The 16,964-nt window shown below is 71.9% G+C and carries 17 protein-coding genes; 1 reads left to right on the top strand and 16 read right to left on the bottom strand.

What is annotated here, in order from left to right:
• Positions 1–101: 101 nt before the first annotated feature.
• The 11 genes from rpoZ to pyrR form a co-directional block, all read right to left on the bottom strand.
• On the bottom strand, positions 102–368 hold the full coding sequence (gene rpoZ, locus ACIRS1_RS10750; RefSeq protein WP_030240625.1) for a DNA-directed RNA polymerase subunit omega: 267 nt from the start codon (positions 366–368) through the stop codon (positions 102–104).
• 37 nt (positions 369–405) lie between these two features.
• Positions 406–963, bottom strand: coding sequence for a guanylate kinase (gene gmk / locus ACIRS1_RS10745; RefSeq protein WP_350601852.1), 558 nt, complete (start codon positions 961–963; stop codon positions 406–408).
• Positions 964–1,012: 49 nt separating this feature from the next.
• The gene (gene mihF, locus ACIRS1_RS10740; RefSeq protein ID WP_030056187.1) at positions 1,013–1,339 is read right to left on the bottom strand and encodes an integration host factor, actinobacterial type; all 327 of its coding nucleotides are present in this window, start codon (positions 1,337–1,339) and stop codon (positions 1,013–1,015) included.
• A gap of 372 nt (positions 1,340–1,711) precedes the next feature.
• Positions 1,712–2,545, bottom strand: a complete 834-nt coding sequence (gene pyrF, locus ACIRS1_RS10735) for an orotidine-5'-phosphate decarboxylase (protein ID WP_360214338.1) — start codon at positions 2,543–2,545, stop codon at positions 1,712–1,714.
• A gap of 29 nt (positions 2,546–2,574) precedes the next feature.
• On the bottom strand, positions 2,575–3,690 hold the full coding sequence (locus ACIRS1_RS10730; protein WP_402838410.1) for a quinone-dependent dihydroorotate dehydrogenase: 1,116 nt from the start codon (positions 3,688–3,690) through the stop codon (positions 2,575–2,577).
• Between the two features lie 105 nt (positions 3,691–3,795).
• Positions 3,796–7,104 (bottom strand): carbamoyl-phosphate synthase large subunit, encoded by a 3,309-nt coding sequence (carB, locus tag ACIRS1_RS10725; RefSeq protein ID WP_360214342.1) that lies wholly within the window; start codon positions 7,102–7,104, stop codon positions 3,796–3,798.
• Positions 7,097–8,254 (bottom strand): glutamine-hydrolyzing carbamoyl-phosphate synthase small subunit, encoded by a 1,158-nt coding sequence (gene carA / locus ACIRS1_RS10720; RefSeq protein ID WP_360214344.1) that lies wholly within the window; start codon positions 8,252–8,254, stop codon positions 7,097–7,099. Before carA ends, carB begins: the two co-directional genes overlap by 8 nt.
• Positions 8,251–8,814: a hypothetical protein gene (locus ACIRS1_RS10715; RefSeq protein ID WP_402838407.1), complete on the bottom strand. Its 564-nt coding sequence runs from the start codon at positions 8,812–8,814 to the stop codon at positions 8,251–8,253. Before ACIRS1_RS10715 ends, carA begins: the two co-directional genes overlap by 4 nt.
• The gene (locus tag ACIRS1_RS10710) at positions 8,811–10,115 is read right to left on the bottom strand and encodes a dihydroorotase (protein WP_402838405.1); all 1,305 of its coding nucleotides are present in this window, start codon (positions 10,113–10,115) and stop codon (positions 8,811–8,813) included. The genes ACIRS1_RS10715 and ACIRS1_RS10710 overlap by 4 nt, the downstream gene beginning before the upstream one ends.
• Positions 10,112–11,089 carry an aspartate carbamoyltransferase catalytic subunit gene (locus ACIRS1_RS10705; protein ID WP_360214350.1) on the bottom strand — a complete coding sequence of 326 codons (978 nt, stop codon included), beginning with the start codon at positions 11,087–11,089 and terminating at the stop codon, positions 10,112–10,114. The genes ACIRS1_RS10710 and ACIRS1_RS10705 overlap by 4 nt, the downstream gene beginning before the upstream one ends.
• Positions 11,090–11,094: 5 nt before the next feature.
• Entirely contained in the window at positions 11,095–11,718 is a 624-nt protein-coding gene (gene pyrR, locus ACIRS1_RS10700) for a bifunctional pyr operon transcriptional regulator/uracil phosphoribosyltransferase PyrR (RefSeq protein WP_360214352.1), read from the bottom strand.
• 329 nt (positions 11,719–12,047) lie between these two features.
• On the opposite strand from pyrR, the gene ACIRS1_RS10695 reads away from it, so the two are divergent.
• Positions 12,048–12,551: a transcriptional regulator gene (locus ACIRS1_RS10695; RefSeq protein ID WP_031072501.1), complete on the top strand. Its 504-nt coding sequence runs from the start codon at positions 12,048–12,050 to the stop codon at positions 12,549–12,551.
• A gap of 130 nt (positions 12,552–12,681) precedes the next feature.
• On the opposite strand, the gene ACIRS1_RS10690 is transcribed toward ACIRS1_RS10695, so the two are convergent.
• The 5 genes from ACIRS1_RS10690 to ACIRS1_RS10670 all read right to left on the bottom strand — a co-directional run bounded on the left by ACIRS1_RS10690 (position 12,682) and on the right by ACIRS1_RS10670 (position 16,922).
• Positions 12,682–13,602, bottom strand: coding sequence for a hypothetical protein (locus tag ACIRS1_RS10690; RefSeq protein WP_387899997.1), 921 nt, complete (start codon positions 13,600–13,602; stop codon positions 12,682–12,684).
• Positions 13,603–13,752: 150 nt separating this feature from the next.
• Positions 13,753–14,580 carry a thioesterase family protein gene (locus tag ACIRS1_RS10685; protein WP_402838402.1) on the bottom strand — a complete coding sequence of 276 codons (828 nt, stop codon included), beginning with the start codon at positions 14,578–14,580 and terminating at the stop codon, positions 13,753–13,755.
• Between the two features lie 153 nt (positions 14,581–14,733).
• The gene (gene nusB / locus ACIRS1_RS10680) at positions 14,734–15,171 is read right to left on the bottom strand and encodes a transcription antitermination factor NusB (protein WP_360214358.1); all 438 of its coding nucleotides are present in this window, start codon (positions 15,169–15,171) and stop codon (positions 14,734–14,736) included.
• A 4-nt stretch (positions 15,172–15,175) separates the two neighbouring features.
• Positions 15,176–15,739, bottom strand: coding sequence for an elongation factor P (gene efp, locus ACIRS1_RS10675; protein WP_350629439.1), 564 nt, complete (start codon positions 15,737–15,739; stop codon positions 15,176–15,178).
• 76 nt (positions 15,740–15,815) lie between these two features.
• Complete coding sequence (locus tag ACIRS1_RS10670; protein ID WP_360214360.1) at positions 15,816–16,922, bottom strand: aminopeptidase P family protein; 1,107 nt, start codon at positions 16,920–16,922, stop codon at positions 15,816–15,818.
• Positions 16,923–16,964 lie beyond the last annotated feature (42 nt).

Here is a 16,964-nt window from a genome sequence, read left to right as displayed (position 1 = left end):
CGGCCCCCGCGGGCACGGCACCGACGGCCCCCGGGCACGCCGAAGGGCCCGGCGGAAACGATTCCGCCGGACCCTTCGAGCAGAGAGCTCCGGAACCCGCCTCAGGCGGCCTCGATCGCCTCGGCGGTCAGCATGCCCGCGTTGATCTCGCGCAGCGCGATCGACAGCGGCTTCTCGTGGACGTGGGTGTCGACCAGCGGGCCGACGTACTCCAGCAGGCCCTCACCGAGCTGGGAGTAGTACGCGTTGATCTGGCGCGCGCGCTTGGCGGCGTAGATCACGAGGCTGTACTTGGAGTCGGTGGCCTCGAGCAGCTCGTCGATCGGCGGGTTGATGATGCCCTCGGGCGCGGTCATGGAAGAGGACACGCTAAAACCTTCCGAAAGGGTGGAAAAGACAGACAGGTCAGGCTACACCGAGCAAGGCTAGCAGTTCGGCCGCTACCTGCTCGACCGAGGTGTTGACAAGGGTCGTGTCGAACTCGGGCTCGGCCGCGAGCTCGACCTTCGCCGCCTCCAGCCGCTTCTCGATCACGTCCTGCGGCTCGGTGCCCCGGCCGGTCAGCCGGCGGACCAGCTCGTCCCAGCTCGGCGGGGCCAGGAAGACCAGCTGCGCCTCGGGCATCGACTCGCGGACCTGGCGGGCGCCCTGCAGGTCGATCTCCAGCAGGACGGGCTCGCCGCGCTCCAGCTTCTCCAGCACCGCCGAGCGCGGGGTGCCGTAGCGGTTGCCGGCGAAGACGGCCCACTCCAGCAGTTCGCCGTTGGCGATCAGCTTGTCGAACTCGTCGTTGTCGACGAAGTGGTACTGGACCCCGTTCTGCTCGCCCGGCCTCGGGTGGCGGGTCGTCGCCGACACCGAGAGCCAGACCTCGGGGTGCTGCTTCCTCATATGAGCGACGACCGTGCTCTTGCCGACCCCCGAAGGGCCGGAGAGCACGGTCAGCCGCGGACGCTCACTCATGCACCGATTATCCCGGATCGCGGACGATCCCGGGACCACGGGGGCACGGTCAGGCGGCACCGCCGCCGAACTCCCGCTCCAGGGAGGCGATCTGGTTCGTGCCGAGGCCGCGGACACGACGGCTCTCGCTGATGCCGAGGCGCTCCATGATCTGCTTGGCACGGACCTTGCCGACGCCCGGAAGCGACTCCAGCAGGGCCGAGACCTTCATCTTGCCGATCACGTCGTTGTCGGCCTTGCCGGCCTTGATCACCTCGTGCAGGGAGGCGCCGGAGTGCTTGAGCCGGTTCTTGACCTCGGCGCGCTCCCGGCGAGCCTCGGCGGCCTTGGCGAGCGCGGCGGTGCGCTGTTCAGGGGTAAGGGGCGGAAGAGCCACGCCGTTCACCTCAGGGTGTGGAAGGAAGGGATTGAGCTATGACTGGTTTGGTTCCCAGGACACCGTCCACAGATCGAACCCAAGTGGAATCACAGGGCCCTTGACCTGCGGGAGCTACGAGTTCGCGGCTCTCCGATGACCTATCGCCGGACACTACCCGTATTGCGGCGCCACGTCAGGAAAAGAACACGAAAAGTCCTGGTCAGCCAAGGCCGACCAGGACTTTCCAGGGCAAAATGACCGCGATTGCGAAACTTTGACACCGCCAATGTGACGGCGCTCACGTCAACGGCCCCGCCGCCCCGCCGTCCTGCGGACACTGCGCAGGGTCACCGGGCGGCTACCGGGGCGCGTCCGCGGGCCCGGCCGGGCCTACTTCACCGCGTCCGCGTACTCGCCCACGAACCGCTCGGCCGCCGACCGCAGGGCCGCCACGGAGGGGCCGTGCCTGAGCACGTCCCGGCTGACGCTCGGCACCACGTTGATCACCGAGGCGCCGAACACCCGCGGCAGGTCCGCCATGGTGGCCCCCTGGGCGCCGATGCCGGGAGCCAGCAGCGGGCCGTTGATGGCCAGCTCCACGCCCGCGTCGGCGAGCGTGGCGCCGACCACGGCGCCGAAGGAGCCGAGCGGCGCGGCGCCCGCGTTCTCGGCCGCCAGCTGGCGCAGCACCGCGGCCGCGACCGGCTCGCCGTCCGCACCGACGGCGCGCTGCACCTCGGCGCCCTCCGGGTTGGAGGTGAGCGCCAGCGCGAACACGCCGCAGCCCTGCGCGCGGGCCAGGTCGAGCGCCGGGCGCAGCGAGCCGAAGCCCAGGTACGGGCTGACCGTGACGGCGTCCGAGAACAGCGGGCTGGCGGGCGACAGGAAGGCCTCCGCGTAGGCGGCCATGGTGGAGCCGATGTCGCCGCGCTTGGCGTCCATCAGGACCAGCGCGCCGGCCGCCCGGGCCTCCTCGACGGACTTCTCCAGCACCGCGACGCCCTTGCTGCCGAAGCGCTCGAAGAACGCCGCCTGCGGCTTGAGCACGGCGACCCGGTCGGCGAGCGCCTCGACGACGGTGCGGCTGAAGGTCTCCAGGCCGGCGAGGTCGTCGCCGAGCCCCCAGGCGGCGAGCAGGGAGGCGTGCGGGTCGATGCCGACGCAGAGCTGGCCGCGGGTGTCGAGCGCCTGGCGCAGCCGGGCGCCGAACGGGGCGAGGGTCATGTCGTCCTTTCCGAAGGTGGTACGGGGGTTCAGGAGGCGGTCTCGGCGCCGTCGACGGCGCTGCCGACGGCCGCGGCCAGGTCGCGGAAGCCCGCGGCGCGGATCCGGGCGGAGAGGCCCCGGTGGATCCGGCGGCACCAGAACGGGCCCTCGTAGATGAAGGCGCTGTAGCCCTGGACGAGGTCGGCGCCGTGGACGATCCGCTGCCAGGCGTCCTCGGCGGTCTCCACGCCGCCGACCGAGACCAGCGTCAGCCGGCCCCCGGTGCGGGCGCGCAGCCGCTGGAGGACCTCCAGGGCGCGGGCCTTGAGCGGGGCGCCGGAGAGGCCGCCCATGCCGATCTCCTCGACCCGGGCGGTGTCGGCCCGCAGGCCCTCGCGCCCGATCGTGGTGTTGGTGGCGATGATGCCGTCCAGGCCCAGTTCGAGGGCGAGGTCGGCGACGGCGTCGACGTCCTCGTCGGCCAGGTCGGGGGCGATCTTGACCAGCAGCGGGACGTGGTGCGCGGTGGTGCGGTCGGCCGCCTCGCGGACGGCGGCGAGCAGCGGGCGCAGGTGGTCCACGGCCTGCAGGTTGCGCAGGCCGGGGGTGTTCGGCGAGCTGACGTTGACCACCAGGTAGTCCGCGTACCTGGCGAGCCGCTCGGTGGACTTGACGTAGTCGGCGACGGCGTCGGCCTCCTCGACGACCTTGGTCTTGCCGATGTTGACGCCGATCACCGGGGTGGAGCTGGTGTGCGGGCGGGCGGCCAGGCGCGCGGCGACCCGGGCCGAGCCCTGGTTGTTGAAGCCCATCCGGTTGATCAGCGCGCGGTCCTCGACCAGGCGGAACAGCCGGGGCGTCGGGTTGCCCGGCTGGGGCTCGCCGGTGATGGTGCCGATCTCGACGTAGTCGAAGCCGAGCATGGCCAGGCCGTCGATGCCTACGCCGTTCTTGTCGAAGCCGGCCGCCAGGCCGAACGGGCCCGGCAGGTCGAGGCCGAGGGCGGTGGTGTGCAGGGCGCGGTCGCGCGGGGCGAGCACCAGCCGGACGAGCGTGCGCAGGCCGGGCACCGAGGAGGCGAGCCGGATCCAGAAGAAGGCGAGGTGGTGGGCCTTCTCGGGGTCCATCTTCTTGAAGACGAGGTCGAACAGCAGCTTGTACAAAACCCAACTCCCGGATCAGGGCCCGGATCCGGCCGTGAGCACCCGGATCAGGGCATGGAAGTGGGGGGCACCCGTCTGGCGTCGGTGCCCCCCACAGCGGTGGTGCTACTTGCGGCCCGCGTTGATCAGCTCGGCGTGCTCCTGGAGCGACATCACGCCGACCTCGTCGCGCAGCAGCCGGTCGATGCCCTGGACGGCCGCGCCCATCGCCTGGATGGTGGTCAGGCAGGGCACGCCGCGGGAGACCGCGGCGGTGCGGATCTCGTAGCCGTCGAGGCGGCCGCCGGTGCCGTACGGCGTGTTGATGATCAGGTCGACCTCGCCGTCGTGGATCAGCTGGACGATCGTCTTCTCGCCGTTCGGGCCCTCGCCCTCGCTGTGCTTGCGCACCAGCGTGGACGGGATGCCCCCGCGCTGCAGCACCTCGGCGGTGCCGGCCGTGGCGAGCACCTCGAAGCCGAGGCTGACCAGCGCCCGGGCCGGGAAGACCAGGTTGCGCTTGTCGCGGTTGGCGACCGAGACGAAGACCTTGCCCTTGGTCGGCAGCGCGCCGTAGGCGCCGGCCTGGGCCTTGGCGTAGGCCGTGCCGAAGACCTTGTCGATGCCCATGACCTCACCGGTCGAGCGCATCTCCGGGCCGAGGACGGTGTCCACGCCGCGGCCGTGGACGTCGCGGAAGCGGCTCCAGGGCAGCACGGCCTCCTTGACCGAGATCGGGCAGTCGGCGGGCAGCGTGCCGCCGTCGCCCTCGGCCGGGAGCAGGCCCTCGGCGCGCAGCTCGGCGATGGTGGCGCCGAGCGAGATCCGGGCGGCGGCCTTGGCCAGCGGCACCGCCGTCGCCTTGGAGGTGAACGGGACGGTCCGGGAGGCGCGCGGGTTGGCCTCCAGCACGTAGAGGATGTCGCCGGCCATCGCGAACTGGATGTTGATCAGACCGCGGACGCCGACACCGCGCGCGATGGCCTCGGTGGAGGTGCGCAGGCGCTTGATGTCGTAGCCGCCGAGGGTGATCGGGGGCAGCGCGCAGGCGGAGTCGCCGGAGTGGATGCCGGCCTCCTCGATGTGCTCCATGACGCCGCCGAGGTACAGCTCGGTGCCGTCGAAGAGCGCGTCGACGTCGATCTCCACCGCGTCGTCGAGGAAGCGGTCGATGAGCACCGGGTGCTCGGAGATCAGGCCGGCGTGGCGCTCCAGGTAGGAGGCGAGCGAGGCCTCGTCGTAGACGATCTCCATGCCGCGGCCGCCGAGCACGTAGGACGGGCGGGCGAGCACCGGGTAGCCGATCTCGTCGGCGATCGCCTTGGCCTCCGCGAAGGAGAAGGCGGTGCCGTGCTTGGGGGCCGGCAGCCCGGCGTCGCGCAGGACGCGGCCGAAGGCACCGCGCTCCTCGGCGAGGTCGATCGCCTCGGGCTGGGTGCCGACGATCGGCACGCCGTTGTCCTTGAGCGCCTGGGCCAGGCCGAGCGGGGTCTGGCCGCCGAGCTGGACGATCACGCCGGCCAGCGGGCCGGCCTGCTGCTCGGCGTGGACGATCTCGAGCACGTCCTCCAGGGTGAGCGGCTCGAAGTAGAGCCGGTCGGAGGTGTCGTAGTCGGTGGAGACGGTCTCCGGGTTGCAGTTGACCATCACGGTCTCGTACCCGGCGTCGGCCAGCGCGAAGGAGGCGTGCACGCAGGAGTAGTCGAACTCGATGCCCTGGCCGATGCGGTTCGGGCCGGAGCCGAGGATGATCACGGCGGGCTTGGTGCGCGGGGCGACCTCGTTCTCCTCGTCGTAGGACGAGTAGAAGTACGGGGTCCTGGCGGCGAACTCGGCGGCGCAGGTGTCGACGGTCTTGAACACCGGGCGGATGCCGAGCGCGTGCCGCACCTCGCGGACCACGTCCGCCTTCAGGCCGCGGATCTCGCCGATCTGCAGGTCGGAGAAGCCGTGCCGCTTGGCATGGCGCAGCAGCTCGGGGTTGAGCTTCTCGGCCTCGGCCAGCTCACCGGCGATCTCGTCCAGCAGGAAGAGCTGGTCGACGAACCACGGGTCGATCCTGGTGGCCTCGAAGACCTCCTCCGGGGTGGCGCCGGCCCGGATCGCCTCCATGACGGTGTTGATCCGGCCGTCGGTCGGCACGACCGCCTTGGTCAGCAGCTCGGCCTTGTCGCCCACCGGGCCGACCCAGCTGAACTGGGAGCCCTTCTTCTCCAGCGAGCGCAGCGCCTTCTGCAGCGCCTCGGGGAAGTTGCGGCCCATGGCCATGGCCTCGCCGACCGACTTCATGGTGGTGGTCAGCGTGGCGTCGGCGCTCGGGAACTTCTCGAACGCGAAGCGCGGGACCTTCACCACGACGTAGTCGAGGGTCGGCTCGAAGGAGGCCGGGGTCTGCTCGGTGATGTCGTTGGGGATCTCGTCCAGGGTGTACCCGACGGCCAGCTTGGCGGCGATCTTGGCGATCGGGAAGCCGGTGGCCTTGGAGGCGAGCGCCGAGGAGCGGGAGACGCGCGGGTTCATCTCGATGACGATGACCCGGCCGTCGTCGGGGTTGACGGCGAACTGGATGTTGCAGCCGCCGGTGTCCACGCCGACCTCGCGGATCACGGCGATGCCGACGTCGCGCAGGATCTGGTACTCGCGGTCGGTGAGCGTCATCGCCGGGGCGACGGTGATCGAGTCACCGGTGTGCACGCCCATCGGGTCGAAGTTCTCGATGGAGCAGACGACCACGACGTTGTCGTTCTTGTCGCGCATCAGCTCCAGCTCGTACTCCTTCCAGCCGAGGATGGACTCCTCCAGGAGCACCTCGGTGGTCGGCGAGAGGGCCAGGCCCTGGCCGGCGATGCGGCGCAGGTCCTCCTCGTCGTGGGCGAAGCCGGAGCCGGCGCCGCCCATGGTGAAGGAGGGGCGGACGACGACCGGGTAGCCGCCGAGCGTGTCGACGCCGGCGAGCACCTCGTCCATGGTGTGGCAGATGACCGAGCGGGCGGACTCGCCGTGGCCGATCTTGGCGTTGACGGCCTCGACGACGCCCTTGAAGAGCTCGCGGTCCTCGCCCTTGTGGATCGAGTCGACCTTGGCGCCGATGAGTTCGACGTTGTACTTGGCGAGCACGCCGTTGGCGTCCAGCGCGATCGCGGTGTTGAGCGCGGTCTGCCCGCCGAGGGTCGGCAGCAGCGCGTCGGGGCGCTCCTTGGCGATGATCCGCTCGACGAACTCCGGGGTGATCGGCTCGACGTAGGTGGCGTCGGCGATCTCCGGGTCGGTCATGATCGTGGCCGGGTTGGAGTTGACCAGCACGACCCGCAGGCCCTCGGCCTTGAGGACCCGGCAGGCCTGCGTGCCCGAGTAGTCGAACTCGGCGGCCTGGCCGATCACGATCGGGCCGGAGCCGATCACCAGGACGGACTTGATGTCAGTGCGCTTAGGCACGCTGGCCCTCCATGAGCTTCACGAAACGGTCGAAGAGGTAGGCCGCGTCGTGCGGGCCGGCAGCTGCTTCGGGGTGGTACTGCACGCTGAAGGCGGGGACGTCCAGTGCCTGGAGGCCCTCGACCACGTCGTCGTTGAGGCAGACGTGGGAGACCTCGACCCGCCCGTAGGGGGTCTCGCTCACCTTGTCCAGCGGCGCGTTCACGGCGAAGCCGTGGTTGTGCGCGGTGACCTCGACCTTGCCGGTGGTGCGGTCCTGCACCGGCTGGTTGATGCCGCGGTGGCCGTACTTGAGCTTGTAGGTGCCGAAGCCCAGCGCGCGGCCGAGGATCTGGTTGCCGAAGCAGATCCCGAAGAACGGGGTCCTGCGCTCCAGCACGCCCTGCGCCACGGCGACCTGGTGGTCGGCGGTGGCCGGGTCACCCGGGCCGTTGGAGAAGAAGACGCCGTCCGGCCGGACCGCGTAGAGGTCCTCCAGGGTCGAGTTGGCCGGCAGCACGTGCACCTCGATGCCGCGCTCGGCCATCCGGTGCGGGGTCATCCCCTTGATGCCGAGGTCCAGCGCGGCGACGGTGAAGCGCTTCTCGCCGATCGCCGGGACGACGTACGCCTCGGTGGTGGCCACCTCGGCGCACAGGTCGGCGCCCTTCATCTCGGGCGACTGCTGCACCCGGGCGAGCAGGGCGGCCTGGTCGGCCAGCGCCTCGCCGGAGAAGATGCCGCAGCGCATCGCGCCGCGCTCGCGCAGGTGCCGGGTCAGCGCCCGGGTGTCGATGCCGCTGATGCCGACGACGCCCTGGCGGACCAGCTCCTCGTCCAGCGAGCGGGTGGAGCGCCAGTTGGAGGCCACCCGGGCGGGGTCGCGCACGACGTAGCCGGCGACCCAGATCTGCTTGGACTCGTCGTCCTCGTCGTTCCAGCCGGTGTTGCCGATCTGCGGGGCGGTCATCACGACCACCTGGCGGTGGTACGACGGGTCGGTCAGGGTCTCCTGGTAACCGGACATGCCGGTGTTGAAGACCGCCTCGCCGAAGGTCTCGCCGGTCGCGCCGTAGGCCTCGCCGCGGAAGGTCCGGCCGTCCTCCAGGACGAGCACGGCGGGGACGCGTTCCCGCCGTTGGCGCTGCGTGGTGGGGGCAGGTGCGGTCATCGGGAAGCCTCTTCCGTCTTCGTCGTCGTACGTGTTGCGAGGTGAGTGACCGCCTCGACCCAGGCGGCGTGCTCATCGGGGTGGTCGGCCCGGAAGCCGGAGTCCAGCTCGGTCTCCCCGTGCGTCCAGGTGACGACGAGCAGACCGGCCGGAACGACCTTCCCGGCGATCCCGGAGTCCGTGCGGGCACCGGTCAGGAGCCCGGCCGGGATCCAGAGGTCGACGTCGCCGGGGCGCCGTACCAGCAGGCCGTCCTCGCCGAGGGTGAGGTCGGCCCGGCTGCGGTTGCCCAGGCCGTGCGCGACGACCCGGTCGAGCCAGTTCCCGGCGGTGGTGGTGCCGTGGTACCGGCCGCTGGTCTCCAGGATGGTCCGGCCGGCCCGGTCCGGCACGGCGGGCAGCGGCGGGATGCCGGACTGGAGGGTGCGCCGCCAGTTCCAGCCCTGCCGCATCAGCCAGTACACGAGGGCGATCAGCACGAGCAGGCCGACGGCCCAGCCGATGTACCCGGGCCAGTTGGTGACCTTGGCCTGCTCCTGGGCGAGGAGCAGCGCGGTCACGCGAGGCCGCCCTGCTCGGCGAGCTCGCCGGCCAGCACGGTGGCGCGCCCGCGCAGGAAGGTGGCGTGCACCCGTCCGGGCAGGTCACGGCCCTTGTAGGGGGTGTTGCGGCTGCGGGTGGCGAAGCTGTCCGGGTTCACGGCACCACGGTACGCGGGATCGAACAGCACCAGGTTCGCCGGCTCACCGACCGAGACGGACCGGCCCTGGCCGGTGAGACGGCCGATCCGGGCCGGGCGGTGCGACATCCGGTCGGCGACGCCCTCCCAGTTCAGCAGGCCGGTCTCGACCATGGTCTGCTGCACGACCGACAGGGCGGTCTCCAGGCCGACCATGCCCATCGCGGCGACGGCCCACTCGCAGTCCTTGTCCTCGGCCGGGTGCGGCGCGTGGTCGGTGGCGACGGCGTCGATGGTGCCGTCGGCGAGCGCCTTGCGCAGCGCCTGGACGTCCTCGGCGGTGCGCAGCGGCGGGTTCACCTTGTACACCGGGTCGTAGGAGCGGACCAGCTCGTCGGTGAGCAGCAGGTGGTGCGGGGTGACCTCGGCGGTGACGTCCCAGCCCTTGGCCTTGGCCCAGCGGATGATCTCGACCGAGCCGGCGGTGGAGACGTGGCACACGTGCAGCCGGGAGCCGACGTGGGCGGCGAGCAGCACGTCGCGGGCGATGATCGACTCCTCGGCGACGGCCGGCCAGCCGCCGAGCCCGAGCTCGCCGGAGACCTGGCCCTCGTTCATCTGGGCGCCCTCGGTCAACCGCGGCTCCTGGGCGTGCTGGGCGACGACGCCGTCGAAGGCCTTGACGTACTCCAGGGCGCGCCGCATCAGCACCGCGTCGTCCACGCACTTGCCGTCGTCGGAGAAGACCCGCACGCCGGCCGCGGACTCGTGCATCGCACCGAGCTCGGCGAGCTTCTTGCCCTCCAGGCCGACGGTGACGGCGCCGACCGGCTGCACGTCGCAGTAGCCGGCCTCCTGGCCGAGCCGCCAGACCTGCTCGACGACGCCCGCGGTGTCGGCCACCGGGGTGGTGTTGGCCATCGCGTGCACGGCGGTGAAGCCGCCCATCGCCGCGGCCTGGGTGCCGGTGAGCACGGTCTCGGCGTCCTCGCGGCCGGGCTCGCGCAGGTGGGTGTGCAGGTCGACGAGGCCGGGCAGGGCGATCAGCCCGGTGGCGTCGATCTCGATGTCGGCCTCGACGGCCAGGCCGGTGCCGATGGCCTTGATGACGCCGTCGGCCAGGTGGAGGTCCTGCGGGGCGCCGCCGAGGATCTGGGCGTTGCGGATCAGGTAGGTCGTCACTGGGCGGTCTCCACGGTGTCGGTGCGGGGTGCGTCGGCGGGGGTGGCACCGCCGAGCAGCAGGTACAGGACGGCCATCCGGACGGAGACGCCGTTGGCGACCTGCTCGACCACGGTGCAGCGCGGCGAGTCGGCGACCTCGGCGGTGATCTCCATGCCGCGGACCATCGGGCCGGGGTGCATCACGATGGCGTGCTCGGGCAGCTGGGCCATCCGGGTGCCGTTGAGGCCGTAGCGGCGGCTGTACTCGCGCTCGGTGGGGAAGAACGCGGCGTTCATCCGCTCGCGCTGCACCCGGAGCATCATCAGCGCGTCCGTCTTGGGGAGCACGCTCTCCAGGTCGTAGCTGATGTCGCACGGCCAGTTCTCGATGCCGATCGGCAGCAGCGTCGGCGGGGCGACGAAGGTGACGTGGGCGCCGAGGGTGGTCAGCAGGTGGACGTTGGAGCGGGCGACCCGGCTGTGCAGCACGTCGCCGACGATGGTGATCCGGCGCCCGGCCAGGTCGTGCCCCAGGCCCGGGTTGAGGTGGCGGCGCATGGTGAACGCGTCGAGCAGCGCCTGGGTGGGGTGCTCGTGGGTGCCGTCACCGGCGTTGATCACGCTGCCGTGCAGCCAGTCGGACTGGGCGAGCCTCGACGGCGCGCCCGAGGCGTGGTGGCGGATGACGACGGCGTCGGCGCCCATCGCCTGCAGGGTGAGCGCGGTGTCCTTGAGGCTCTCGCCCTTGGAGACCGAGGAGCCCTTGGCGGAGAAGTTGATGACGTCGGCGGAGAGCCGCTTCTCCGCGGCCTCGAAGGAGGTCTTGGTGCGGGTCGAGTCCTCGAAGAAGAGGTTGACGACGGTGCGGCCGCGCAGCGTGGGCAGCTTCTTGACGGCCCGCCCGGAGAGCTGGGCCAGCTCCTCGGCGGTGTCCAGGATCAGCAGCGCGTCGTCGCGGCTGAGATCGGCGGCGGAGACGAGGTGGCGCTTCACGCGGGTTACTCCGGGAGGTGCGGTTCGGTGGGCTGGGAGGCCAGGGCCTGCGAGCTGCGGGCGGCGTGGTCGCGGTCGCCGACCAGCACGGCGTCGACGCCGTCGGTGTCGGCCAGGCGGACCTGGACGGCCTCGCGCAGCGAGGTGGGGAGGTTCTTGCCCACGTAGTCGGCCCGGATCGGGAGCTCGCGGTGGCCGCGGTCGACCAGGACGGCGAGCTGCACGGCACGCGGGCGGCCGATGTCGCTCAGCGCGTCGAGCGCGGCCCGGATGGTGCGGCCGGAGAACAGCACGTCGTCGACGAGGATGACGAGCTTGCCGTCGATGCCGCCGGAGGGGATCTCGGTGTGCTCCAGGGCGCGGGCGGGCTTGAGCCGCAGGTCGTCCCGGTACATGGTGATGTCCAGGGTGCCCAGCGGGATCTCGCGCCCGGTGATCTGGGCCAGCCGGCCGTGCAGGCGGCGGGCGAGGTGGACGCCCCTGGTGTGGATGCCGAGCAGCACGACGTCCTCCGCGCCCTTGGCGCGCTCGACGATCTCGTGCGCTATCCGGGTGACGACCCGGGCGATGTCCGTTCCGTCCAGCACCTGGTGCGGCGGTCGCGGCGTCGAATCCTGCTGTGTGGTCATGCCGAAGCGGACCTCCTTCCCCGCCTCACTGGACGGGCCTTAAAGGATGTCTGGGACGACCCCCGCCGACCGGGCGAGGGCTTCCGGTCATCGTATCAGCGCGCCGGGAGGCAAACGGACGTCCGTCGTTCCGCTTCGGCGGTTCACGCCCCGGACGCACCCCCGATGCGGGCCATTCGCACGACTGCCCCATTCGGCTTGACGCAGCTACCTTACTCTACGTAACCTCACAGTGAGTTACGAGACGGACGTCGAACCCACCGGTAACGGCGTCGGCAATCGCCCGTGACCCACCACTGAACGCGAAGCAATCTCGTCCGGGGAGATCAATGTCCAGCGACTACGCGAAGCAGCTCGGAGGCAAGCTCCGAGCCATCCGCACTCAGCAGGGGCTCTCCCTGCACGGTGTCGAGGAGAAGTCCCAGGGGCGCTGGAAGGCAGTCGTCGTCGGCTCGTACGAGCGCGGCGACCGTGCGGTCACCGTGCAGCGGCTGGCCGAGCTGGCGGAGTTCTACGGCGTGCCCGTGCAGGAGCTGCTGCCCGGCGGCACCCCCGGCGGCGCGGCCGAGCCGCCGCCGCGCCTGGTCCTCGACCTGGAGAGACTGACCCAGGTCCCGTCCGAGAAGGCCGGCCCGCTGCAGCGCTACGCGGCGACGATCCAGAGCCAGCGCGGCGACTACAACGGCAAGGTCCTCTCGATCCGCCAGGACGACCTGCGCACCCTGGCCGTCATCTACGACCAGTCGCCGTCGATCCTCACCGAGCAGCTGATCTCCTGGGGCGTGCTCAACCCCGACGCGCGCCGCGCGGTGCGCGAGGAGGAGGCGAGCTGACGCTCGCCGCACCGGCTCCCGCCAGCGCGAGCACGCAGGTACCAGCAGAAACGTCACGGCGCGGCTCCCCGGACCCCGGGGGCCGCGCCGTCGCGCGTCCGGCGCCGGCCGCACCACCGCCGCCCGGCGGTCAGCAGACCGTCCCCAGGCTGTAGCCGGGCTGCGCCGCCACGCCGTCCAGCCGCACCGGCCGGGCCGACGGCGCCCAGTCCTGCCCGCCGCTCGACCAGGCCCAGGAGGCCGGCAGGTACTCCCCGCAGGAGGCCGCCGAGCCCTGCGACCCGTGCAGCACCGCCACCCCGGGCAGCTCCAGCGCCAGCCCCGCGCAGAGCACCGCGCAGACCAGCTCCAGGTCCTCATCGTTGATCCGGACCACGCCGTCCTCCCACTGCAGCACCCGGGCCGCCGCCGTCAGCCGGCCGCCCGGCGCGTCCACCCGCAGCCGCAGCTCGTACACCCCGGCACCGGCGCCGACCAGCATCCGGCGGAACACCTCGCCGCCGCGCTGGTAGGCGGCGCGCACCCAGCGGGCGTGGTCCTCGTCGGCCTCCCCCGCGCCCCCGACCAGACCGCCGTCCAGCAGCAGGTCGGCGTGGCAGAGCGTCAGCCCGTTCTCCCGGGCCCGGACCAGCCGCGGCACGAAGTCCCCGGCCAGCTCCTCCCCCTGATAGGCCAGCAGCTGGGTCTGCAGCGGCGGGTTGACCAGGTAGCGGTCGCGGGCGGCCGGCTCCGCCGGGTCCAGCCCGTGCAGGACGCAGAACTCCTCGAAGTCCTGCGGGTGGAACATCCGGGCCCGCACCACCTCGAAGCGCTCCACCGCGTCGGCCAGCAGTTCGGCGGTGTCGGCCAGGTAGCGCTCGAAGTCCGGTGCGTCCGACAGCCCCCAGGCGCGGGCCCGGGCGAAGTCCGCCGCACTGGTCAGCACGCCGATGACGAACGCCTGCTCGCCGCCCTCGGCCCGCTGCCGGCGGTGCGGCGCGCGGGCGACGGGCCGCGGGCCGGCGGCGGTGCAGTCGGAGTTACGGCGGGCGCGGCCCTTGCGGCTACTCATCGGTGGCTCCTGGCATCGGCGGCGACCGCCGGGTGACGGTCAGCGGCGGGCTCGCCGCTGACCGTCTTCCTCCCCATCACCGCGCGCCGCACACGTACGGCGTGTCACAGGAATGTAACCGACGGTAAGTCGCGGTGAACTCCGCGGAAATCAGGCCCCGCGAGGCACCCGGGCCAGCTGCCTGGACTGCGCGACCAGCCGGCCGGACTCGTCCCAGACCTCGGCGTCCTCCTCGAAGTAGCCGCCGGCCACGTTGCGGGTGGCGTGGGTGACCCGGAGCCAGCCCGGGACCGGCCTGGCCCGCAGGTGGACGGTCAGCTCCACGGTCGGGGCCCAGCCGGGCAGGCCCAGGTCGAAGGTGACGGGCGGCAGCGCGTCGGCGACCAGCAGGAGCAGCAGCGGGTCGGGCTCACGCCCGTCGGCGAGCCGGAACCAGCCCTGGATCCGCCCGTTGCCGGAGGGCTGACCGAGTGCCCAGCCCACGGTGGACGGGTCGAGCCGCAGGTCGAAGCGCTCCAGCAGCGCCGCCTGCTCGATCAGCTGCGGCGGGGCGTGCTCGACGCCGATGCACTGGTCCGGCGGCGGCAGCTGCGGCGGCTGCGCGGTGGTGCGCACGTCGCCCTCGACGGTGGAGAGGTCACCGTGGCTGGCCACCACGCGCAGGCGTTCGACGCCGTCCTGGCTCAGCGAGGCGGTGCCGGTGGAGAGGCCGCGGCCGCTGCGCAGCACCTCGGTGCGGACGGTGGCCGGGCCGGGCGTGGAGGCGGACAGGTAGTAACCGCTGATCGACACCGGGTCCGGGTGGTCGGCGTGCTCCAGCGACAGCGCGTGTCCGGCGACGGCGAGCAGCATCCCGCCGTTGACCCCGCTGCCGATCTGCCAGCCGGGGCCGAGTTCGGCCTCGTAGCGGCCGGGCTCGTCGGCGTGTCTGGTCAGGGCGATGCCCCGGTCGAACTCGCTGCGGGTCGCGGTGGTCATGGGGGTGGCCTGCCCTTCACTGCGGGGACGTGTGCGGCTGCGCCCGCCAAGTTACTGGCGAGTAGATCACCACCTTACGCCGCCCGGGTGAAACGCGCGACGGCCGTCGCACCCGGGATCCGGGTCCGACGGCCGTCTGCGGGGCGCCACCGCCTACCGGCGGATGCTCGGCTTCAGCTCCAGGAAGCGCGCGAGCAGGCCGTTGACGAAGGCCGGGGAGTCGTCCGTGGAGAACTCCTTGGCGATCTCGACCGCCTCGTCCAGGACGACCGCGTCCGGGACGCCGTCCTCCCAGATCAGCTCGTACGCACCGAGCCGCAGGACGTTGCGGTCCACTATCGGCATCCGGTCGAGCGTCCAGCCCACCGCGTACTGGGAGATCAGGTCGTCGATCCGACGGGCGTGCTGGACGTACCCCTCGATGAGTTCCATGGTGTACTCACCGACCTGCGGGGTGCCCTCCTCCGGCTTGGGCTCGCGGGCGCGGGCCACCCAGTCGGCGAGGACCTGCTGCGGGTCGACCCCGCGGTGGTCGGCCTCGAAGAGGATCTGGAAGGCCCGGGTACGGGCCTTGCTGCGTGCGGCCGACACGGACTTACTTCACCCGGCCGAGGTAGCTGCCGTCGCGGGTGTCGACCTTGACCTTCTCACCGGTGGTGATGAAGAGCGGCACCTGGATCTCGGCGCCGGTCTCCAGGGTCGCCGGCTTGGTGCCACCGGTGGAGCGGTCGCCCTGGACGCCCGGCTCGGTCTCGGCGATGGTCAGCTCGACGGCGGCCGGGAGCTCGATGTAGAGCACCGCGCCCTCGTTCTGCGCGACCAGGGCCTCGAAGCCCTCCAGCAGGTACTTGGCGGCGTCGCCGACGACGGCGGGCTCGATGGTCAGCTGGTCGTAGGTGTCCATGTCCATGAACACGAAGTTCTCGCCGTCCTTGTACGAGAACTGCATGCCGCGCTTGTCGACGTTGGCGGTCTCGACCTTGGTGCCCGCGTTGAAGGTCTTGTCGACGACCTTGCCCGTCAGGACCTCCTTGAGCTTGGTACGCACGAAGGCCGGGCCCTTGCCGGGCTTGACGTGCTGGAACTCGACGACGGACCAGAGCTTGCCGCCCTCCAGCTTGAGGACCATGCCGTTCTTGAGATCGTTCGTGGAAGCCACGGGCGCACTTACTCCTGGATATAGCTGTCAAGGAACCAAGGGGTGCGTCCTGCCGCCGACGGCCCGGGGGCCGCGGTCACAGGGCGAGGAGCTCCTTGGTGGTGATGGTGAGCAGCTCGGGCCCGCCCTCCTCGAGGGGGCGCACCACGAGCGTGTCCTCGATCCGGACACCGCCCCTGCCCGGGAGGTGGACCCCAGGACCGACGGTGACCGGTACGCGGCTGTCCAGTTTACCCATGTCCGAAGGGCCGAGGCGCGGCGCCTCCCGGATCTCCAGCCCGATGCCGTGCCCCACCGGGTGCGGGGACGCCTCGGTGTGGCCGGCCGCCTCCAGGATCTGCCGCGCGGCCCGGTCGGGCACGTACTGCTCCACGCCTGGTCCGAGCGCCTCCCGGGCGGCCCGCTGAGCGCGGAACACCAGCCGGTGCAGCTCGACCTGCCAGGGCGCGGGGGCGGCGCCGATCACGAAGGTCCGGGCGGTCGAGATGCCGTAGCCGCGGTACTGGGCGCCCATCACCACGGTCAGGAAGTCGCCCTCCTCCACCCGGCGGTCGGTCGGCTGGTGGGCGGGCTGGCCGGAGTGGCTGCCGGTGCCGACGGACACCGGGAAGGCCGCCCGGTCCGCGCCGTGGTCGATCATCCGGCGTTCCAGCTCCATCGCCAGGTGCCGCTCCGTCCGCCCGACCAGGATCGACTCCAGGAGCTCGCCGAGCGCCTGATCGGCGATCTCGGCGGCGATCCGCAGGTCGGCGATCTCGTGTTCGTCCTTGACCACCCGCAACCGCTCCACCAGCCGGTCCAGGTCGGCCAGCCGGGCACCGCCGGACAGGCCGGCCACCGACCGGTGCCGGCTGACGGTCAGGTCGTGCTCCTCCACCGCCAGCGCCGCCAGCCTGAGCCGCGCCGCGGCCTCGGCCGCCGCCAGGGCGGTGTCCGCCCCAGCCGGCACCGGCACCTGGGTGACGTCCGGGGCGATCAGGTGCTCCCCGGTGTCGTCCGGCGGCAGGTCGTCCGGCAGCGCCAGCAGTGCGCGGTCCCTGGTGAGCAGCAGCGTCGCCCCGCAGGGCGCGCAGCCGGTCAGATACCGCACGTTCGCCGCCCGGGTGATCAGCGCCGCATCGGCCCCGGCCGCACTGCAGTGCTCCCTCACCCGCTCCCGCCGACCCGCGTACGCATCAGACATGCGTCGAGCCTACGAAGCCGCACCCCGTTCCGCCCGCCGAGC

Origin of the sequence: Kitasatospora sp. NPDC101176 (assembly GCF_044768035.1) — a bacterium.
In the GTDB taxonomy this organism is placed as follows: Bacteria; Actinomycetota; Actinomycetes; order Streptomycetales; family Streptomycetaceae; genus Kitasatospora.
Note: the sequence above shows the minus strand (reverse complement) of the source record. Positions and strands in the feature narration are given on the sequence as shown.

Bases quoted from the DNA above. Each gene is read 5' to 3' on its own strand.
- gmk (WP_350601852.1), bottom strand. From the start codon at position 963: ATGAGTGAGCGTCCGCGGCTGACCGTGCTCTCCGGCCCTTCGGGGGTC.
- pyrR (WP_360214352.1), bottom strand. From the start codon at position 11,718: ATGACCACACAGCAGGATTCGACGCCGCGACCGCCGCACCAGGTGCTG.
- ACIRS1_RS10685 (WP_402838402.1), bottom strand. From the start codon at position 14,580: ATGACCACCGCGACCCGCAGCGAGTTCGACCGGGGCATCGCCCTGACC.
- ACIRS1_RS10690 (WP_387899997.1), bottom strand. From the start codon at position 13,602: ATGAGTAGCCGCAAGGGCCGCGCCCGCCGTAACTCCGACTGCACCGCC.
- pyrF (WP_360214338.1), bottom strand. From the start codon at position 2,545: ATGACCCTCGCCCCGTTCGGCGCCCGGCTGCGCCAGGCGCTCGACACC.
- carA (WP_360214344.1), bottom strand. From the start codon at position 8,254: ATGACCGCACCTGCCCCCACCACGCAGCGCCAACGGCGGGAACGCGTC.
- ACIRS1_RS10670 (WP_360214360.1), bottom strand. From the start codon at position 16,922: ATGTCTGATGCGTACGCGGGTCGGCGGGAGCGGGTGAGGGAGCACTGC.
- ACIRS1_RS10695 (WP_031072501.1), top strand. From the start codon at position 12,048: ATGTCCAGCGACTACGCGAAGCAGCTCGGAGGCAAGCTCCGAGCCATC.